Source organism: Mesorhizobium sp. M0016, assembly GCF_040324035.1.
GTDB lineage: Bacteria > Pseudomonadota > Alphaproteobacteria > Rhizobiales > Rhizobiaceae > Mesorhizobium.
This window is the reverse complement of sequence record NZ_JAMYVM010000021.1, coordinates 82,367-97,930: the sequence shown is the minus strand read 5'-3', so window position 1 is coordinate 97,930 and position 15,564 is coordinate 82,367. Positions and strand designations below refer to the sequence as shown.

At 62.6% G+C, this 15,564-nt stretch carries 15 protein-coding genes; 11 read left to right on the top strand and 4 right to left on the bottom strand.

The features are described 5' to 3' along the window. Nucleotides 1–20: 20 nt before the first annotated feature. The 10 genes from NKJ88_RS25395 to NKJ88_RS25350 all read left to right on the top strand — a co-directional run bounded on the left by NKJ88_RS25395 (nt 21) and on the right by NKJ88_RS25350 (nt 11,354). Nucleotides 21–464 (top strand): EamA family transporter, encoded by a 444-nt coding sequence (locus NKJ88_RS25395; RefSeq protein ID WP_023700340.1) that lies wholly within the window; start codon nt 21–23, stop codon nt 462–464. Continuing rightward, on the top strand, nt 461–1,468 hold the full coding sequence (locus tag NKJ88_RS25390; RefSeq protein ID WP_023700339.1) for an NAD-dependent epimerase/dehydratase family protein: 1,008 nt from the start codon (nt 461–463) through the stop codon (nt 1,466–1,468). Before NKJ88_RS25395 ends, NKJ88_RS25390 begins: the two co-directional genes overlap by 4 nt. Nucleotides 1,469–1,535: 67 nt before the next feature. Continuing rightward, the gene (locus NKJ88_RS25385) at nt 1,536–2,966 is read left to right on the top strand and encodes an aspartate aminotransferase family protein (RefSeq protein WP_245259874.1); all 1,431 of its coding nucleotides are present in this window, start codon (nt 1,536–1,538) and stop codon (nt 2,964–2,966) included. 33 nt (nt 2,967–2,999) lie between these two features. Further along, on the top strand, nt 3,000–4,226 hold the full coding sequence (locus tag NKJ88_RS25380; protein ID WP_023706096.1) for a glycosyltransferase 87 family protein: 1,227 nt from the start codon (nt 3,000–3,002) through the stop codon (nt 4,224–4,226). Beyond that, nucleotides 4,223–4,978 (top strand): FkbM family methyltransferase, encoded by a 756-nt coding sequence (locus NKJ88_RS25375; RefSeq protein ID WP_023823084.1) that lies wholly within the window; start codon nt 4,223–4,225, stop codon nt 4,976–4,978. Before NKJ88_RS25380 ends, NKJ88_RS25375 begins: the two co-directional genes overlap by 4 nt. Before the next feature lie 154 nt (nt 4,979–5,132). Beyond that, nucleotides 5,133–7,694: a GcvT family protein gene (locus NKJ88_RS25370; RefSeq protein ID WP_023823083.1), complete on the top strand. Its 2,562-nt coding sequence runs from the start codon at nt 5,133–5,135 to the stop codon at nt 7,692–7,694. Between the two features lie 91 nt (nt 7,695–7,785). Continuing rightward, nucleotides 7,786–8,631 (top strand): DUF1194 domain-containing protein, encoded by an 846-nt coding sequence (locus NKJ88_RS25365; RefSeq protein WP_023823082.1) that lies wholly within the window; start codon nt 7,786–7,788, stop codon nt 8,629–8,631. 99 nt (nt 8,632–8,730) lie between these two features. Further along, nucleotides 8,731–9,681 carry an ABC transporter substrate-binding protein gene (locus NKJ88_RS25360; protein WP_023823081.1) on the top strand — a complete coding sequence of 317 codons (951 nt, stop codon included), beginning with the start codon at nt 8,731–8,733 and terminating at the stop codon, nt 9,679–9,681. A gap of 105 nt (nt 9,682–9,786) precedes the next feature. Further along, complete coding sequence (locus NKJ88_RS25355) at nt 9,787–10,560, top strand: ABC transporter permease (protein WP_023670383.1); 774 nt, start codon at nt 9,787–9,789, stop codon at nt 10,558–10,560. Continuing rightward, nucleotides 10,557–11,354, top strand: a complete 798-nt coding sequence (locus NKJ88_RS25350; protein ID WP_023823080.1) for an ABC transporter ATP-binding protein — start codon at nt 10,557–10,559, stop codon at nt 11,352–11,354. The genes NKJ88_RS25355 and NKJ88_RS25350 overlap by 4 nt, the downstream gene beginning before the upstream one ends. Nucleotides 11,355–11,367: 13 nt before the next feature. Here the strand turns inward: NKJ88_RS25350 and NKJ88_RS25345 are convergent, their stop codons facing one another. The 3 genes from NKJ88_RS25345 to NKJ88_RS25335 form a co-directional block, all read right to left on the bottom strand. Further along, on the bottom strand, nt 11,368–12,306 hold the full coding sequence (locus NKJ88_RS25345; RefSeq protein WP_348524244.1) for a GlxA family transcriptional regulator: 939 nt from the start codon (nt 12,304–12,306) through the stop codon (nt 11,368–11,370). Between the two features lie 349 nt (nt 12,307–12,655). Then, nucleotides 12,656–12,790 (bottom strand): hypothetical protein, encoded by a 135-nt coding sequence (locus NKJ88_RS25340; RefSeq protein WP_352446000.1) that lies wholly within the window; start codon nt 12,788–12,790, stop codon nt 12,656–12,658. A 363-nt stretch (nt 12,791–13,153) separates the two neighbouring features. Beyond that, complete coding sequence (locus tag NKJ88_RS25335; protein ID WP_023681786.1) at nt 13,154–13,339, bottom strand: hypothetical protein; 186 nt, start codon at nt 13,337–13,339, stop codon at nt 13,154–13,156. 202 nt (nt 13,340–13,541) lie between these two features. Between NKJ88_RS25335 and NKJ88_RS25330 the strand changes: the two genes are divergently transcribed. Beyond that, on the top strand, nt 13,542–14,441 hold the full coding sequence (locus NKJ88_RS25330) for a LysR substrate-binding domain-containing protein (protein ID WP_023670389.1): 900 nt from the start codon (nt 13,542–13,544) through the stop codon (nt 14,439–14,441). A gap of 125 nt (nt 14,442–14,566) precedes the next feature. Here the strand turns inward: NKJ88_RS25330 and NKJ88_RS25325 are convergent, their stop codons facing one another. After that, on the bottom strand, nt 14,567–15,532 hold the full coding sequence (locus NKJ88_RS25325; protein ID WP_352445997.1) for an alpha/beta hydrolase: 966 nt from the start codon (nt 15,530–15,532) through the stop codon (nt 14,567–14,569). Between the last annotated feature and the right edge of the window lie 32 nt (nt 15,533–15,564).

Here is a 15,564-nt window from a genome sequence, read left to right as displayed (position 1 = left end):
GCGAGTGGCGGGTGCAAAATATGAAATACATCGTCTTCATTCTGTTCACGGTCATGACCAATGCCGCCGCGCAGCTGATGCTGAAGCAAGGCATGATGTCACTCGGGCCGATTTCGTTCGAAGGCACCAATCCGCTGTTGAGGCTGTTGCAGGTCGTTTTCAGCCCATGGGTGTTTCTCGGCCTGTGCACCTTCGTCATCTCGATGGCTTCGCATCTCTATGTGCTGTCCAAGGTCGAGCTCAGCTTTGCGTATCCGTTCCTCAGCCTTGCCTATGTCGCGGTTGCGATCTTCGCCTATTTCATCTTCCGCGAGGACCTCAATGCCTGGCGCATTGCCGGCATCGCCTTCATCTGCGTCGGCACCGTGCTGATCGCGCAAAGCGGTCGAGACTTGGGCGGGCGCGGGCATGACGACCAAACCGCTTCCATCATCCCCAACAAGACCAGCGAGATCGTTCGATGAGACATGTTATTTTCGGCGGCGACGGCTTCGTCGGCCGTCATCTTGCCCCGAAGCTTGTGGCCGATGGTGAAGAGGTTGTCGTTGCCGACATCGTCAAGAGCGACCTGGCGCACTATCGCAACGTTCGCTTCGTCACCTGCGATGTCACGGATACGGCCTCGGTGGCCAACATCGGATTGAAGGCCGACGACATGGTCTACAACCTGTCGGCCAAAATGCTGTCGCCGATCCAGGTGCGGGCCAAGCGTCACGACTTCTTCTTTCCGGTGAATCTCCACGGCACCGAACACATCATGCAGGCGATGGACAAGGCCGGCGCGTCCAAGCTCGTCCACTACACCACGGACATGATCTACGGCCACACGGTCACCCAGCCGATGACCGAGGAGCACCCGGTCGCGCCGCTCGGCGAATATGGCTGGTCGAAGCAGAAGACCGAGGAGCTCGCCGCGCAATGGCGCAAGCGCGGCATGTCGATCTCGCTTTTTCGACCGCGGCTGATCATCGGTCCCGGCCGGCTCGGGATCCTGGAAAAGCTGTTCAAACTGATCGACTGGAATTTTCCTGTGCCGATGATCGGCTCGGGCAAGAACCCCTATCAGTTCATCTCGGTGTTCGATTGCGCGGAAGCTGCCCGCGCGGCCTGGAAGGCAGGCGTGCCCAACCAGGCCTATAATCTGGGCTCCCTCAATCCGCCGCCGGTGAAGAAATTGCTGGGCGACCTGATCAAGCATGCCGGCTCGAAATCGCTGCTGATCCCGACGCCGGGCTGGGCGGTCAAGCGCACCCTCGACCTGCTCGATCTCATGAACATGCCGATCATGGATCCCGAACAATATCTGATCGCCGATGAGGAGTGCGTGCTCGACGTATCCAAGGCCGAGCGCCAGCTCGGCTGGGTGCCGCAATATCGCGACGAGGACATGCTGATCGCCGCCTACAGCGAATACCGCGCCAAGAAAGACGGGCTTGCCGTCACCGCAAATCATGTCCCCGCCGAATAGGTGGGACGACCAGGAGAACTCCGAAATGACCGTCATGGCCAAGCCTGAGCAGACGAACGCGCGCACCATGGTCGGCGCGCCGGCGTTGTCGCCTACCGCCATCGCCAAGCCCGACCTGATCAGCGTCGAGCAGGCGAAGGCGATGGATGTTGCGCGCATGACCGACTTGTTCAAGGCGCATCTCAATCCGGGCCAGCTGCATTTCATGAAGCTGCTCGGCTTCCACAAGATCAAGATCGAGCGTGCCGAAGGCATGTTCTACATCGACCAGAACGGCCGCAAGATTCTCGACTTCTTCGGCGGCTTCGGTTCGCTGGCCTTCGGCCACAACCATCCGCGCATCCTGGAGGCCCGGCGCAAATTCCAGGAGGAGAAGCGCCAGGAAATCGCCATCGCCTTCATGTCGCAATATGCATCGGCCCTTGCGCACAACATCGCCAAATGCTCGCCCGGCGATCTCGACATGGTGTTTCTGGGCTCGTCGGGTTCGGAAGCGATGGAAGCGGCGGTGAAGCTCGCCGAGCGCGCCGCCGGGCCTAAGAGGCCAAAAATCGTCTATGCCGAGAATTCCTTCCACGGCAAGACCAAGGGCGTGCTCGGCATTACCGATGGCCAGCTCTACCGCGCGGACTTCAAGATGGCTGAGAACACCGTTCGCATTCCGTTCGCCGATATCGAAGCGGTCGAGCGGCTGTTCCGCTCCGACCCGGAGGTCGGCGTCATCGTGCTTGAGACAATCCAGGGCGGCGGCGGCATCATCCAGGCGCCGGCCAAATACTGGCAGAAATTGCGCGTGCTCTGCGACCAGTATGGCGTGCTGTGGGTGGCGGACGAAGTGCAGTGCGGCTATGGCCGTTCGGGACGCTTCTATGCCTTCGAGCATTATGGCGTCGTGCCCGATGTGACGGCGCTGGCGAAATCGCTCGGCGCCGGCAAGGCGGCGGTCGGCGCGATGATCGCCCGGCGCGAGGTCTATATGAAGGCCTATGGCACGCCGAAGACGGCGATGATCCATGCCATGGCCACCTTTGGCGGCATGGGCGAGGCCTGCGTCACCGCGATCGAGGGCATCAACGTGCTCTATGATGAGGGGCTGATCGACAACGCCGCCACTACCGGCGACTATCTGCTGCAGCGCCTGCAGGCGCTGAAGGAGAAGTACCCGAAGATCATCAAGGATGTGCGCGGCAAAGGCTTTATGGTCGGGCTCGAGTTCCACGACTTCTCGCAGACCTTGCCGATGGTGCTGCGTCCGATCGTCAGCGTCCTCGACGACAAGCTGAAGGGCTCGCTGTCGGGCTTCGTCGGCGCGCTGTTGCTGCGCGACTATGACGTGCTCGTCGCCTTCACCGAATACAACCGCAACGTCATCCGTCTCGAGCCGCCGCTGATCTGCCAGCGCGAGCATGTCGACCATTTCGTCGATGCCTTCGATAGCCTGCTGTCGCGCGGCATCGTGGGGATCGTGAAGGATTTCGTCAAAAGCCAGGTCCGTTAAAGAAGTCCGTTGAGCGAAGTCCCGAGTCCGACAATGCTGAGCAAGTCTCCCGCCCCGCAAAACACACTCGACCGGCTGACCGCGGCCGCTCTGGCGTGGGGCGAGGGGACTTATGCGCGATGGGCCGCGCCAATCGGCGCGATCGCGTTTTCGCTCTATATCCTGCTGACGGCGTTTACCGCCTGGACGATGCCCGATGCCAATTGGGACATGCTGCCTTATCTCACAATCGCCGAGGAGGGCGCTTACCCAGATGCCCAGGCGCTGCATGACTATGCCTACAGGACGGTCCAGGCCGGCGTTTCGGCCGCCGACTACAAGGCGCTGACAGACGATGGCGGCGGCTTCCGCAGCCATATGGCGCAAAATGCCGCCGACTTTCACTCGCTGCTTGGCATGTACCGGATCAAGTTTCTCTATGCCGAGATGCTGTCGACGATGAGTTCGGTGATGTCGCCGGTCGAGGCGATGCGGGTGCTGCAGGTGGTCTCGGTGCTGCTGTTCGGGATGATCACGCTGCTGTGGCTGCGAACCGAAGGCGCGCTTGCGCTGGCGCCTGTGGTCGGCGCGGTGCTGATCATGGCCGATTTCGGCGATGCCGCACGCGCCTCGACCCCGGATCTGTTGTGCTCGGCGCTGTTCCTCGGCGGGCTGCTTGCCTATGTGCGCGGCCGCGAGGCAGCGACCGCTGTCCTGCTTTTCCTGGCCTTCATGGCGCGGCCGGACAACATCGTGTTCCTGGCCATTTTCGCCGTGCTGCTGCTGGTCTTCCGGCAGCGGGCGTGGGGCGCGCTGGCCGGCTTTGCCGCGTCCTTCGTCGCCTATTTCGCGATTTCGCACTGGGCCCAGCATCCCGGCTGGTGGCCGCATCTGTGGTTCTCCAGCATCGAGCAGCACTACAATATGGATGGCTTCGAGCCGCCGTTCTCGGTTGGCGCCTATCTCAAGGCGTTTGCCGCATCCTTCATTCGCGCTATCAGCATCAACAGCTGGGTCGGGGTCTCGGTTCTGGCGCTGGCCGCGTGGTTTGCGCTCGGCCGCGCCGGCTTCCGGCTCGATCGCCGCGCCGGCATCCTGCTTGCAGCACTGGTGCTCGGCGTGCTGGCGAAATTCACCGTCTTTCCGATCCACGACACCCGCATCTACTTCCCGAACCTTCTGCCGCCCTACCTTTTGCTTGTCGGCCCGATCATGGCGCTGTGGGCGTCGGCAAGCCTGAATGGAAGGCGGCCCATCGCCATACCTGGAGGTAAGCCATGAGTTCCATTTCCGGGCTGGCGCGCATCGCCCTTTCGCTCGGCCTGCCCGCCGGCCTGCTCGATCGCGGGCCGGCGTTGCGTGGCACGAAATTCCTGGCCAAGGCGGCGCTGAAGGCGCGGTTTGGCGGTGGGCAAGCCTTCCAGATGGTCAATGTCGGCGCTTGCGACGGCGCGCTGTTCGACGACGTCACGCCGTGGCTGCACCGCATTCCGCGGGCGCGGGCCGTGCTGGTCGAGCCGATCCCGTACAATCAGAAGCGGTTGCGCGCCAACTATCCCGACACGGAACGCTTCGTCATCGAACCGGTCGCGGTGACGAAGACCAAGGGCACGATCACCGTCCACACTTTCGATGCCGCGGCACTCGAGGCCGGCACGCTGCCGATCGATTTCATCGGCTGCTCGTCGGTCACCGACACCAATCTGATGTCGGGCAAGAATGCCTGGGGCGAGGACGACGCCAATTTCAACAAGTTCGCGCCGCACGTGAGGGATATCGAGGTGACGTCGGAAACGCTGCAGACGCTGCTCGACCGCAACGGCATCACGCATATCGACGCCTTCCTGGTCGATTGCGAGGGCGCCGACTGGATCGTCTTCGAACAGCTCGACCTCAAGCGCTACCGCCCCGGCATGATCAAGGTCGAGGTCGGCGCGCTGCCGGCGGCTGAAATCGGCGAGGTCGTGGTCAAGCTCAAGACATCAGGCTATCAGGTCGGCTTCCAGGCCGAGGACATCTGGGCCTTCGCCTGAGATAGATCGCCACTGGCGGCACGCCGGCGCGCCGGGTCGCGTCGCATCTGCGACGTGTCGCAAACAGGCGGTAGCTCCATCCACGTCCTCTGCATATTGTGCGCCATTCGAACGGGCGCGGACACGCCCGCTTTATCCCCTTGGAGTCGCGGCAATGGCAGAGTTTCCGAAACAGGCGAAGGTCGTCATCGTCGGCCTGGGTGGCATTGTCGGCGCGTCGATCGCCCATCATCTGATCGAACGCGGCTGGACCGACATTGTCGGCATCGACAAATCGGGCATCCCGACCGACATCGGCTCGACGGCGCATGCCTCGGACTTCTGCTACACCACCAGCCACGACTTCTTGTCCTGCTGGACGACGCTCTACTCGATCGATTTCTACGAAAAGATGGGCCATTATGCCCGCATCGGCGGCCTCGAAGTGGCGCGCGTCGGCGACGACAGCCGCATGGACGAGATCAAGCGCAAGATCGCCTCGGCCAAATCCTTCGGCACCCGCGCCCGGCTGATCGAACCGGCCGAGATCAAGGAAAAATTCCCGCTGATCGAAGAGTCCATGGTGCAGGGCGGCCTGTGGGATCCGGACGCCGGCCTGGTCATCCCGCGCTCGCAGACCGTCGCCGGCAAGCTGGTCGACCAGGCGGAAGCTACGGGGAAACTCAAATCCTTCGCCAACACGCCCGCCAAATCTCTCATCGTCGAGGAAGGCCGCATCAAGGGCGTCGTTACCGACCGCGGCACGATCATGGCCGATTATGTCATCGTCTGCGCCGGCATCTGGGGCCGGCTGATCGCCGAGATGGTCGGCGAGGACCTGCCGGTCATGCCGATCGACCATCCGCTGACCTTCTTCGGTCCCTACAATGAGTTTGCCGGCACGGGCAAGGAGATCGGCTGGCCGCTGCTGCGCGACCAGGGTAATTCGGCCTATATGCGCGACACCGGCGACCCCAGGACCGCCGAGGGTGGGCAGATCGAATGGGGTTATTACGAAGAGACCAATCCGCGCCTCTGCCATCCGCGCGATTTGCTGGAAAAGGATCAGGCGCGGCTGTCACCGTCGCAGCGCGATCTCGACATGGAGCAGATCCTGGCGCCGCTTGAGCGCGCCATGGAGCTGACGCCGATCCTGGGCGAACTCGGCTACAATGAAAGCCATTCCTTCAACGGCCTGTTGCAGGTGACCCCCGATGGCGGCCCGTCCATGGGCGAGAGCCAGAAGGTGAGGGGCCTCTGGTACGCCGTCGCCATCTGGGTCAAGGACGGCCCCGGCATGGGCAAGCTGATCGCCGACTGGATGACGGACGGCCGCACGGAAATCGACCATCACGCCATCGACTATGCGCGCTTCTATCCGCACCAGACGAAAGAGCAGTTCATCTGGGATCGTTGCACCGAGACGGCGATGAAGGTCTACAATCCGGCGGTGCATCCGCGCGAGCCGTTCTCCAAAGGTCGCAACATCCGCCGCTCGCCGTTCTGGGAGCGCGAGAAGGAGCTTGGCGGTTACTTCATGGAGCTGGGCGGTTGGGAGCGCGCGCATGGCTATGCCGCCAACGAGCATCTGCTGGAGAAGTATGGCAACCGGGTTCCCGTACGTGAGAACGAATGGGACAACCGCCATTTCTGGCGGGTGTCCAATGCCGAGCACCTGGCGATGAGCGAGGATTGCGGCATCGTCAACCTCTCGCATTTCTCGATGTACGACATCGAAGGGCCGGACCATGTCGCGCTGCTGGAGTGGCTGTGTGCGGCCAAGATCGGTGGCGACAACAACATCGGCAAGGGTATCTACACCCACTTCCTCGACGAGGAAGGCATGGTGCGCGCCGACTTCACCGTCATCCGCATGGCCGACCGCTGTCGGCTGATCGACGGCGCCGACGCCGGTCCGCGCGACTTCCGCTACATGCAGCGCACCGCGCAGGATAAAGGCTTTGACGTCACCATCACCGACGTGACGGAAAAATATGTCACCATCGGCATCTGGGGACCGAACGCCCGCACGACGCTGCAGAAAGTGGTCGAAAATCCGGATGGTCTCTCGCTCGAGAACTTCCCGTTCGCGGCGATCAAGCCGGTCAGGATCGGCGGCAAGGACGTCACCGCCTTCCGCATCTCTTATGTCGGCGAGCAGGGCTGGGAACTGCATATGCGTTACGAAGACGGCCTGGCCGTTTGGGACGCGCTGCGCTCGACCGGGGTCATGCCGTTCGGCGTCGAGACCTATGCCAACACCCGGCGCATGGAAAAGAGCCTGCGCCTGCAGAACGCCGACCTGTTGACCGAGTACAATCTGCTCGAGGCCGACCTTGCCCGACCGAAGGTCAAGGAGAACGATTTCTGCGGCAAGGCAAAACATGTCGAATACCGCGCCCGCGAGCACCAGCCGGCGATCCTGTGCACGCTGGTGATGACGGAAAACGTCGATTCGAAGGGTGTTGCCCGCTATCCCGTCGGCACCATGCCGGTGATGGATCCGAAGACCGGCGAGACGCTGGTCGACGAACTCGGCCGCCGCTCCTTCACCACATCGATGGCCTATGGCCCGACCATCGGCAAGAACATCGGCCTCGCCTATCTGCCCTGGGCCCATGCCCAGGAGGGCCGCAAGTTCGCCATCGAATATTTCGGCGAGACCTACCCGGTCGAGGTGGCTGCCGTCGGCTACAAGCCGCTCTACGATCCGGAGAATTTGAAACCGCGGAGTTGAGCGTCATAGGTTCCAACCAACACATCGAAAAGCCCGGCACCTCTCCGGGCTTTTTGCTTTGTCAGCAGCCGGTTTTCGCTTACCTTCGGGTATGTCTGCTTTTTCTTGCGCACGACATTTCCTTTCAGGCAGCGCCGCGCTGGCGCTGGGGCTCTGGCTGGTGCCGCCGGTTCAAGCCGCCGAGCCGGTCGACGTCGAGCTGGTGCTGGCCGTCGACGTGTCGCTGTCGATGTCGCCGGGCGAACTCGAAATCCAGCGTCACGGCTATGCGGCGGCGCTGACGCACGACAATGTGCTGCAGGCTATCGCCGATGGCGCCTACGGCAAGGTCGCCGTCACCTATGTCGAATGGGCGGGTGCGACCACGCAGCAGGTCGTCGTGCCGTGGACGGTGATCGCCAGCCGGGCCGATGCTGAGCGGGTGGCCGCGCAGCTTTCCGCCCATCCGCCGGCCAGCGCCCGGCGCACCTCGATTTCCGGCGCGCTGGAATTCGGCAGCGATCTGTTCGCCGAAAGCGGTTTTCAGGGGACAAAGCGCGTCATCGATATTTCCGGCGACGGCCCCAACAACCAGGGCGGGCCCGTCGACATCACCCGCGACGCGGTGGTCAAGCAAGGCATCATCATCAACGGCCTGCCGCTGATGACGCGCGGCGGGTTCGGCGGCGCCTACGACGTCAACAGTCTCGACCGCTACTACAGCGACTGCGTCATCGGCGGTCCCGGATCCTTCATGATCCCGGTCAATGACTGGACGCAGTTTCCCGAAGCGATCCGCCGCAAGCTGGTGCTGGAGCTGGCCGGCGCCGCTTCGCCGCAACGGGCGAGCGAGGAGGCCGGGCATCCGCTGGTGGTGCTGGCGCAGGACCGGCCGACCGACTGCCAGGTCGGCGAAAAGATGTGGCGCGACCGCAGCTGGATGTTCGATTCGCGTTAGCGTGCGCATCATCACGCTGCCGTGAAGGGCCGGCTTCATTGACAAGCCCATGGGCGTCTGTGACACAATTCGACATCCGAAAAAACAAGGGGAACCGACATGAACAAGACCATCGTCGCTGCCGCGGCATTGGCGCTTGCGGCTGCAATATCCGTGCCGGCCGAGGCTGCCACATCGGTCACCATCGGCATCAGCGGATGGACCGGCTTTGCGCCGCTGACGCTCGCCAAGCAGGCCGGCATCTTCGAGAAGCATGGCCTCGACGTGACCCTGAAGAAGGTGCCGCAGGCCAGCCGGCCGCTCGCCATCGCCAGCGGCGATCTGCAATGCGCCGCCACCACGGTCGAGACCTGGCTGGTGTGGAACGCCTCAGGGGTGACCACCAAGCAGATCTTCCAGCTCGACAAATCCTATGGCGCCGACGGCATTGTGGTGCGCAACGACATCAAGACCGTCGCCGACCTCAAGGGCAAGAATGTCGCGTCCTCGGCGCCGGGCACGTCGCCCTATTTCATGCTGGCCTGGGTGCTGAACAAGAACGGCCTGTCGACCAAGGACGTGACGGTCGTCAATCTGGAACCGGATGCGGCGGCGCAAGCCTTCCTCGCCGGTCAGAACGATGCGGCGGTCACCTACGAGCCGTTCATCTCGGCGGTGCGCGACAAGTCCGACCAGGGCCATATATTGGCGACGACGCTCGACTATCCAATGGTGCTCGACACGGTCGGCTGCACACCTGAATTCCTCACCGCCAATCCCGACGCCGCCAAGGCGCTCGCCGACAGCTATTTCGAAGCGCTCGACCTGATCAAGAGCGATCCGCAGAGATCCTACGAGACCATGGGCGCCGACGTGAAGCAGTCTGCGAAAGAATTCGAGGATTCGGCGAAATACCTGAAATGGGCCGACAAGGCGGAGAACAAGCAGTTCTTCACCAAGGAATTCCAGGACTTTTCCAAGACCGCCGGCGAGCTTCTGCTGCAGATGGGGTTGATCAAGGAAGCGCCAGATGTTGCAGCGCTTGCCGATACCAGCGCGGTGGCGAACTGATAGTCCGGCCTTTGACCATCATGCGGCGGTGCCAGCGCGCCGCCGCTTTCTACCGGGCAACGCGACTGAGCATGGGGACGATCTGACGATGCGGACGATCTGAAGATGCGCCCCTTGCATCCGGTGTCGCCGGGCATTCGAACCGTGCTTGGCATTTCCTTCTTCGTGCTGTTCGTCGCCTTCTGGGCGTGGATCACGCTTGGCGGCCACGTCAACCGCATCTTCCTCGCCGATCCGCTGTCAATGCTGCGGGATGGCTGGCGGCTGCTGGTCGAGGATCGCTTCTGGCTCGACATATTGATCACCATCTGGCGGGTCTTCGGCGGGTTCCTGCTGGCGTCGATCGTCGCCGTGCCGATCGGCATCGCCATGGGCGCCTGGAAGCCAATAGAGGCGTTTCTGGAACCGTTCGTCTCCTTCGCCCGCTACCTCCCGGCTTCGGCCTTCATTCCGCTGCTCATCCTGTGGGCCGGCATTGGCGAGCTGGAAAAGCTGCTGGTCATCTTCGTCGGCTCGGTGTTCCAGATCATCCTGATCGTCGCGGTCAAGGTCGGCTCGACGCGGCGCGACCTGGTCGAGGCGGCCTATACGCTGGGCTCGACCAACAATGGCATCGTCAAACGGGTCATCATGCCGGCCAATGCGCCCGAGATTGCCGAGACGCTGCGGCTGGTGCTCGGCTGGGCCTGGACCTATGTCATCGTCGCCGAGCTGATCGGTTCGTCCTCAGGCATCGGCTACATGATCATCAACAGCCAATCGCGGCTGGCGACAGGGCAGATCATCTTCGGCATCATCGTCATCGGGCTGATCGGATTGTTGTCCGACTTCGCCTTCAAGGCGTTCAATCGCTGGCTCTTCCCCTGGAGCCTGGCATGAGCAAGTTGCTTATCGAAGGCGTCTCGCGAACCTTCGCCGGCGTGCGTGGCGGGCAGCCGGTCAAGGCGCTGATGCCGGTCGACCTTGCGGTCGCCGCCAACGACTTCATCACCATTCTGGGGCCGTCCGGCTGCGGAAAGTCGACGCTGCTCAGGATCGTTGCCGGACTGGAAGGGCCGAGCGAAGGCCGTGTGCTGCTCGACGGCAAGGCGGTGACGCGGCCGGGACCGGATCGCGGCATGGTGTTCCAGTCCTACACGCTGTTTCCCTGGCTGACGGTGGCGCAGAATATCGCCTTCGGCCTGCGCGAACGCGGCATGGCCGAAAAGGAGCGAGACGGGATCGTCGCTTCCTATGTCGACCTCGTCGGGCTCAAGGGCTTCGAGAACCATTGGCCAAAGCAGCTGTCCGGCGGCATGCAGCAGCGCACGGCGATCGCCCGGGCGCTGGCCAACGACCCCGAAATCCTGTTGCTGGACGAGCCGTTCGGTGCGCTCGACAACCAGACCCGTGGGCTGATGCAGGAGCTGCTGCTCGGCATCTGGGAACGGCGCAAGAAGACGGTGCTGTTCGTCACCCACGACATCGAGGAGGCGATCTTCATGGCCTCGCGGGTGATCGTGATGAGCGCGCGGCCAGGCCGCATCAAGTCGGATGTCGCCATCGACCTGCCGCATCCACGCCACTACACGCTGAAGACCAGCCCGGAGTTCTCAGGCCTGAAGGCGCGGCTGACCGAGGATATCCGCGTCGAGGCGATGCGCACAGTACAGGCGCAGCCCGCCGAAGCCTGAGTGCGTTTTCGGATCAGGCCGCCAGCAATTGCTTGCGGTCGACGCGCTCCTGCTGCGGCGAGCGGGCATAGAGCTCGCGGTAGCATTTGGAGAAATGCGACGCCGAGACGAAGCCGCAGGCGACCGCCACTTCGACCACCGGCATCGACGACTGAATCAAAAGGTGTCGCGCGCGGTCGAGGCGGATTTCCAGGTAGTAGCGGGCAGGGGACCTGCCCATCTCGGTGCGGAACAGCCGCTCGATCTGGCGGCGCGACAGGTCGACGTGGTCGGCGATTTCGATCAGCGACAGCGGCTCGGAGAGGTTGCCTTCCATCAGTTCGATGATGGTCAGCACCTTGGAATTCTGCACGCCGAGGCGGGCGCGCAGCGGCAGGCGCTGGCGGTCGGTGGGGCTGCGCACGCGGTCGGTCAGCACCTGCTCGCACACGCGGTTGACCAGATTGTCGTCGAAATCGTCGCCGATCAGCTTGAGCATCATGTCGAGGGCGGCGGTGCCGCCGGCGCAGGTGTAGATGTTCTGGTCGATCTCGAAGAGGTCGGCAAAGACGTTGGCCTTGGGAAAGGCCTCGGAAAAGCCCGGCAGGTTTTCCCAATGGATGGCGCAGCGCTTGTTGGAGAGCAGGCCGGCGGCGGCAAGGATATGCGCGCCGGTGCACAGGCCGCCGACGGCGACGCCTCTGTTGTATTCCTCGCGCAGCCAGGCGAAGGCCGACCTATTCTGGTAGCGCTCGACATTCATGCCGCTGCAGACGATGGCCATGTTCGGCCGATCCGGCCCGGCCATTTTCTTGCGCTCTTCCTCGAGCGAGGTGTTGACGGCGCATTCGACGCCGTTGGAGGCGCGCACCGGCTTGCCGTCGATGCTGGCGAGGCGCCAGCGATAGGCCTCATAGCCGAGCATGCGGTTGGCCGAGCGCAGCGGGTCGAGCGCCGTCGCAAAGGCGATCATGGTGAAGTCCGGGACAAGGAAGAATACAAACGATCGCTTGATCGGATGCTTTACGGCGTTCAAGGGAACCTCACGCGGCCATGGCGCGAACAGGATGTCGCGAACAGCACAGCGACATCAGGAAAAACCATTCCTGTCAATTGGCTAGGGGGCTAAGCGGAAACTATATTTGCGACATGGGTCGCAAATGAGCAATCGTCCGGGATGACAGGCACGGGCTGCCGACGGATTGGGCATGGTGGCGGCGGCATAGGTGCCAAAAATGAGAAACGCCGCTTCGGTCAAGCCGAAGCGGCGCTGATATCGACTATCGGCAGCGGCAGGGAAGCGCTGAGCGCTAGCCGTTATCTCAGGCAACGAAACCGAGGCGCACCGCATTCATGGCACCGGTCTGGCCGGGCATGGTATTGGCAAGGCGCTGGCGCTCGAGAGCGGTCTTCAGGTTCATTTCGCGGCGGGCAAAGAGGCGGGCAAAAAGCTTCATCATCATCTCCTATCGGTTGCTCAGACGGGTCGCCTTCGCTTGATGGAGTGGGGCAGCTCGTTTGCTGACGGTGATATAGGCCTGCGTGGGCAGAAACTAAATCGCAAATGCGAAGCGCTTGAATGGAAATGCGACATCGTTTGCGACATTATTGGGCATGGTGCCCAAAATTTACGATTACTTACAGTGTGTTACCGGCGACATTGAGGCGCCATGCAAGTGACGCATATGCGCCATGCAGCGGCGACACGGCTCTGAAAATCATTTGAGTGCAAATAAGTTGGAGAAAGCCTGCAGGGCGAATAGAGAAGGCCTGCCGGGCTGGTCTGCGCGGCAGGCCTTCAGCACAAGGTACACAATGGTTTACTTTGCTCCAGCCCAGGATCCGACGCCGTGGCGTGCACCGGTCTTGGTGTCGGCAGCTTCAGGCCAGCCGATATCCTTCTGCAGTTCGATCGGTAGCGAGCGGATCGCACGTTCGGTCTGGAAGCGGGCGCGGGCCGCGCTCAATTCGGTCGCAAGCCGACCGATGGATGACAGGATAGACATTTCATTCTCCTTTGGTTGTGGCACGTCCCGCATGAACGCGTTCCGTCGCCTGGATATTCCGCATCGAGTGCAATTCCGTGTCAGGAGCGTTGGAGCCATGGCACGTCCTGCCTTCGATGGAGTTGACTATCCTCCCAATCTGATGTTCAATCAAACGAAATGGAATGATGCTTCACATCAGAAAAATTGAAGGTCGATCCCGATGAACGCCCCACTCAATCATCCGCTGCCGCTGCTCGATCTCGACGTTTTGCGCACCTTCGTGGCCATTGCAGAGACCGGCAGTTTCACCACGGCGGCCAATGCGGTGTTCCGCACGCCGTCGGCGGTCTCCATGCAGATCAAGAAGCTCGAGGACATTCTCGGGCGCTCTGTTTTCGCGCGGGATGCGCGCTCGGTGACGCTGACCACGGATGGCGAGATGCTGCTCGGTTATGCCCGCCGGCTGTTGTCGATCAACCGCGAGGTGGTGTCGAAGTTCATCATCCCCGAGATCGTCGGCGTGGTGCGGCTCGGCTCGCCGGACGACTATGGCGAGCGCGTGTTGCCGCATGTGCTGAAGCGTTTCGCGCAGTCGCATCCGTCGATTGCCGTCGACGTCACCATCGACCAGAGCAGCAATCTGCGCCGTCGCATGGACGACCGGGCGCTCGACATCACGCTGCTGACCAATTCCTACAAGACCAGCGCACTCGGCGCCGAGGTGCTGCTCACCGAGCCGATCGTCTGGGCCGGCGCCAAGGGCGGCAGCGCGCATCTGCGCGAGCCTTTGCCGGTGTCGCTGTGGGAAGAGGGCTGCGCCTGGCGGGCCGGCGCGCTCGATGCGCTAAGCCGTGAAGGCCGCAATTACCGCATCGCCTATATGAGCGCCCACACGGCCGGCCAGCGCGCCGCCATCATGTCCGACCTCGCGGTTGCACCGTTGCCGAAGTCGTTCCTGGGCAACGACATGGTCGAGCTCTGCCCGAAGGACGGCATGCCCGATATCGGCACCTACAATCTGGCGATGGTGGTGTCGCCGGACGCCAGCGCGCCGGTCAAGGCCGTCGCCGACCATATCCGTGCGACGTTCGAGCTTTTCCGCGAAACCGGCAAGTTCTAGAGCGGTTCACCGTTTCACGGAAACGGCGAGCCGCTCTAACTCCTGGTTTTGACGCAATTCCCAACGGAAAGCGCTACACGCTTTTCCCGGGAAAACCGTTTTACACTTTTCCTGGAATTGCTCTGCTATTCCGCTGCTTGGGCGGGGCGCGCCGCGAGAGCGGGTCGCGCCGTGCGCCGCGCAGTTGCGCGCCGCCTGGTGGGCTCACCTTCAAGGAAGGCGACGATGCTGTCCCTGGCGCGACGCGCCTCCGGCATCTCGATCAGCGGCCAGACGTGGAACATGCCTTCCTCGTAGACGACCTGGACGTCGACGCCGGCAGCGCGCGCCTTTTTGGCGAAGATCAGATTGTCGGGGCTGAGCAGGTCGTGCGAGCCGGTCAGAAGCAGGGTCTGCGGCAGCACCGAGAGGTCGCCATAGAGCGGGCTGATGTGCCAGTCGCTGCGATCGATGCCGGCACTGTACATGCGGATCGCTTCCAGCCCGCCGGAAATGCCGAGCCACGGATCGTTGCGTTCCGCCTCGAACACTTCGGGGTTGGACAGTGACATGTCGAGGCCGGGTGAAATCAGCACGTGGCGCGACGGCAAGGGCAGGCCTTCCTCAGCCGCCATCATGGTCAGCACGACGGCCATGTTGCCGCCCGCGGAATCGCCCATGAAGACGATGTCTTCAGCGTCGGTCTCATCCAGCATCTGCCGGTAGACGTCGCCGACCATGCCGAACATGGCGTGGAAATCATGCTCCGGCGCGATGGGATAGATCGGCACGGTGATGCCGAAACCCAAGCGCTCGGCCATCTCGGCGATCAACCCCCAATGATAGGATGTGATCTGGAAGACATAGGCGCCGCCATGCATGTAGAGAATGCGCCTGCGTTCGCCGGCCTTCGGCGCGATTTCATAGACAGGGAAGCCATCGACGCTGCGCTCGGTGATATCGAGCCGCTCCCGCAGCAATGCCGGGGGATGATGATCCTCGGTCTTGCGGGCATAGGCGATCCAGCGCTGCAGGTTTTCCGGGCTGGCAAATGCCTTCTTGCGGCTGTGCCGGAGGATGAAGGAAACGAGGTGGCTTTTGAAACTGGGCATTCGCGTACACAAGCTCGGCCGCAGCCGACTAA

Coding starts and splice junctions, on each gene's coding strand:
- NKJ88_RS25325 (WP_352445997.1), bottom strand. CDS start 15,532: ATGCCCAGTTTCAAAAGCCACCTCGTTTCCTTCATCCTCCGGCACAGC.
- NKJ88_RS25350 (WP_023823080.1), top strand. CDS start 10,557: ATGAGCAAGTTGCTTATCGAAGGCGTCTCGCGAACCTTCGCCGGCGTG.
- NKJ88_RS25390 (WP_023700339.1), top strand. CDS start 461: ATGAGACATGTTATTTTCGGCGGCGACGGCTTCGTCGGCCGTCATCTT.
- NKJ88_RS25375 (WP_023823084.1), top strand. CDS start 4,223: ATGAGTTCCATTTCCGGGCTGGCGCGCATCGCCCTTTCGCTCGGCCTG.
- NKJ88_RS25380 (WP_023706096.1), top strand. CDS start 3,000: ATGCTGAGCAAGTCTCCCGCCCCGCAAAACACACTCGACCGGCTGACC.
- NKJ88_RS25335 (WP_023681786.1), bottom strand. CDS start 13,339: ATGTCTATCCTGTCATCCATCGGTCGGCTTGCGACCGAATTGAGCGCG.
- NKJ88_RS25360 (WP_023823081.1), top strand. CDS start 8,731: ATGAACAAGACCATCGTCGCTGCCGCGGCATTGGCGCTTGCGGCTGCA.
- NKJ88_RS25365 (WP_023823082.1), top strand. CDS start 7,786: ATGTCTGCTTTTTCTTGCGCACGACATTTCCTTTCAGGCAGCGCCGCG.
- NKJ88_RS25385 (WP_245259874.1), top strand. CDS start 1,536: ATGGTCGGCGCGCCGGCGTTGTCGCCTACCGCCATCGCCAAGCCCGAC.
- NKJ88_RS25330 (WP_023670389.1), top strand. CDS start 13,542: ATGAACGCCCCACTCAATCATCCGCTGCCGCTGCTCGATCTCGACGTT.
- NKJ88_RS25340 (WP_352446000.1), bottom strand. CDS start 12,790: ATGAAGCTTTTTGCCCGCCTCTTTGCCCGCCGCGAAATGAACCTGAAG.
- NKJ88_RS25395 (WP_023700340.1), top strand. CDS start 21: ATGAAATACATCGTCTTCATTCTGTTCACGGTCATGACCAATGCCGCC.
- NKJ88_RS25370 (WP_023823083.1), top strand. CDS start 5,133: ATGGCAGAGTTTCCGAAACAGGCGAAGGTCGTCATCGTCGGCCTGGGT.
- NKJ88_RS25345 (WP_348524244.1), bottom strand. CDS start 12,306: ATGATCGCCTTTGCGACGGCGCTCGACCCGCTGCGCTCGGCCAACCGC.
- NKJ88_RS25355 (WP_023670383.1), top strand. CDS start 9,787: ATGCGCCCCTTGCATCCGGTGTCGCCGGGCATTCGAACCGTGCTTGGC.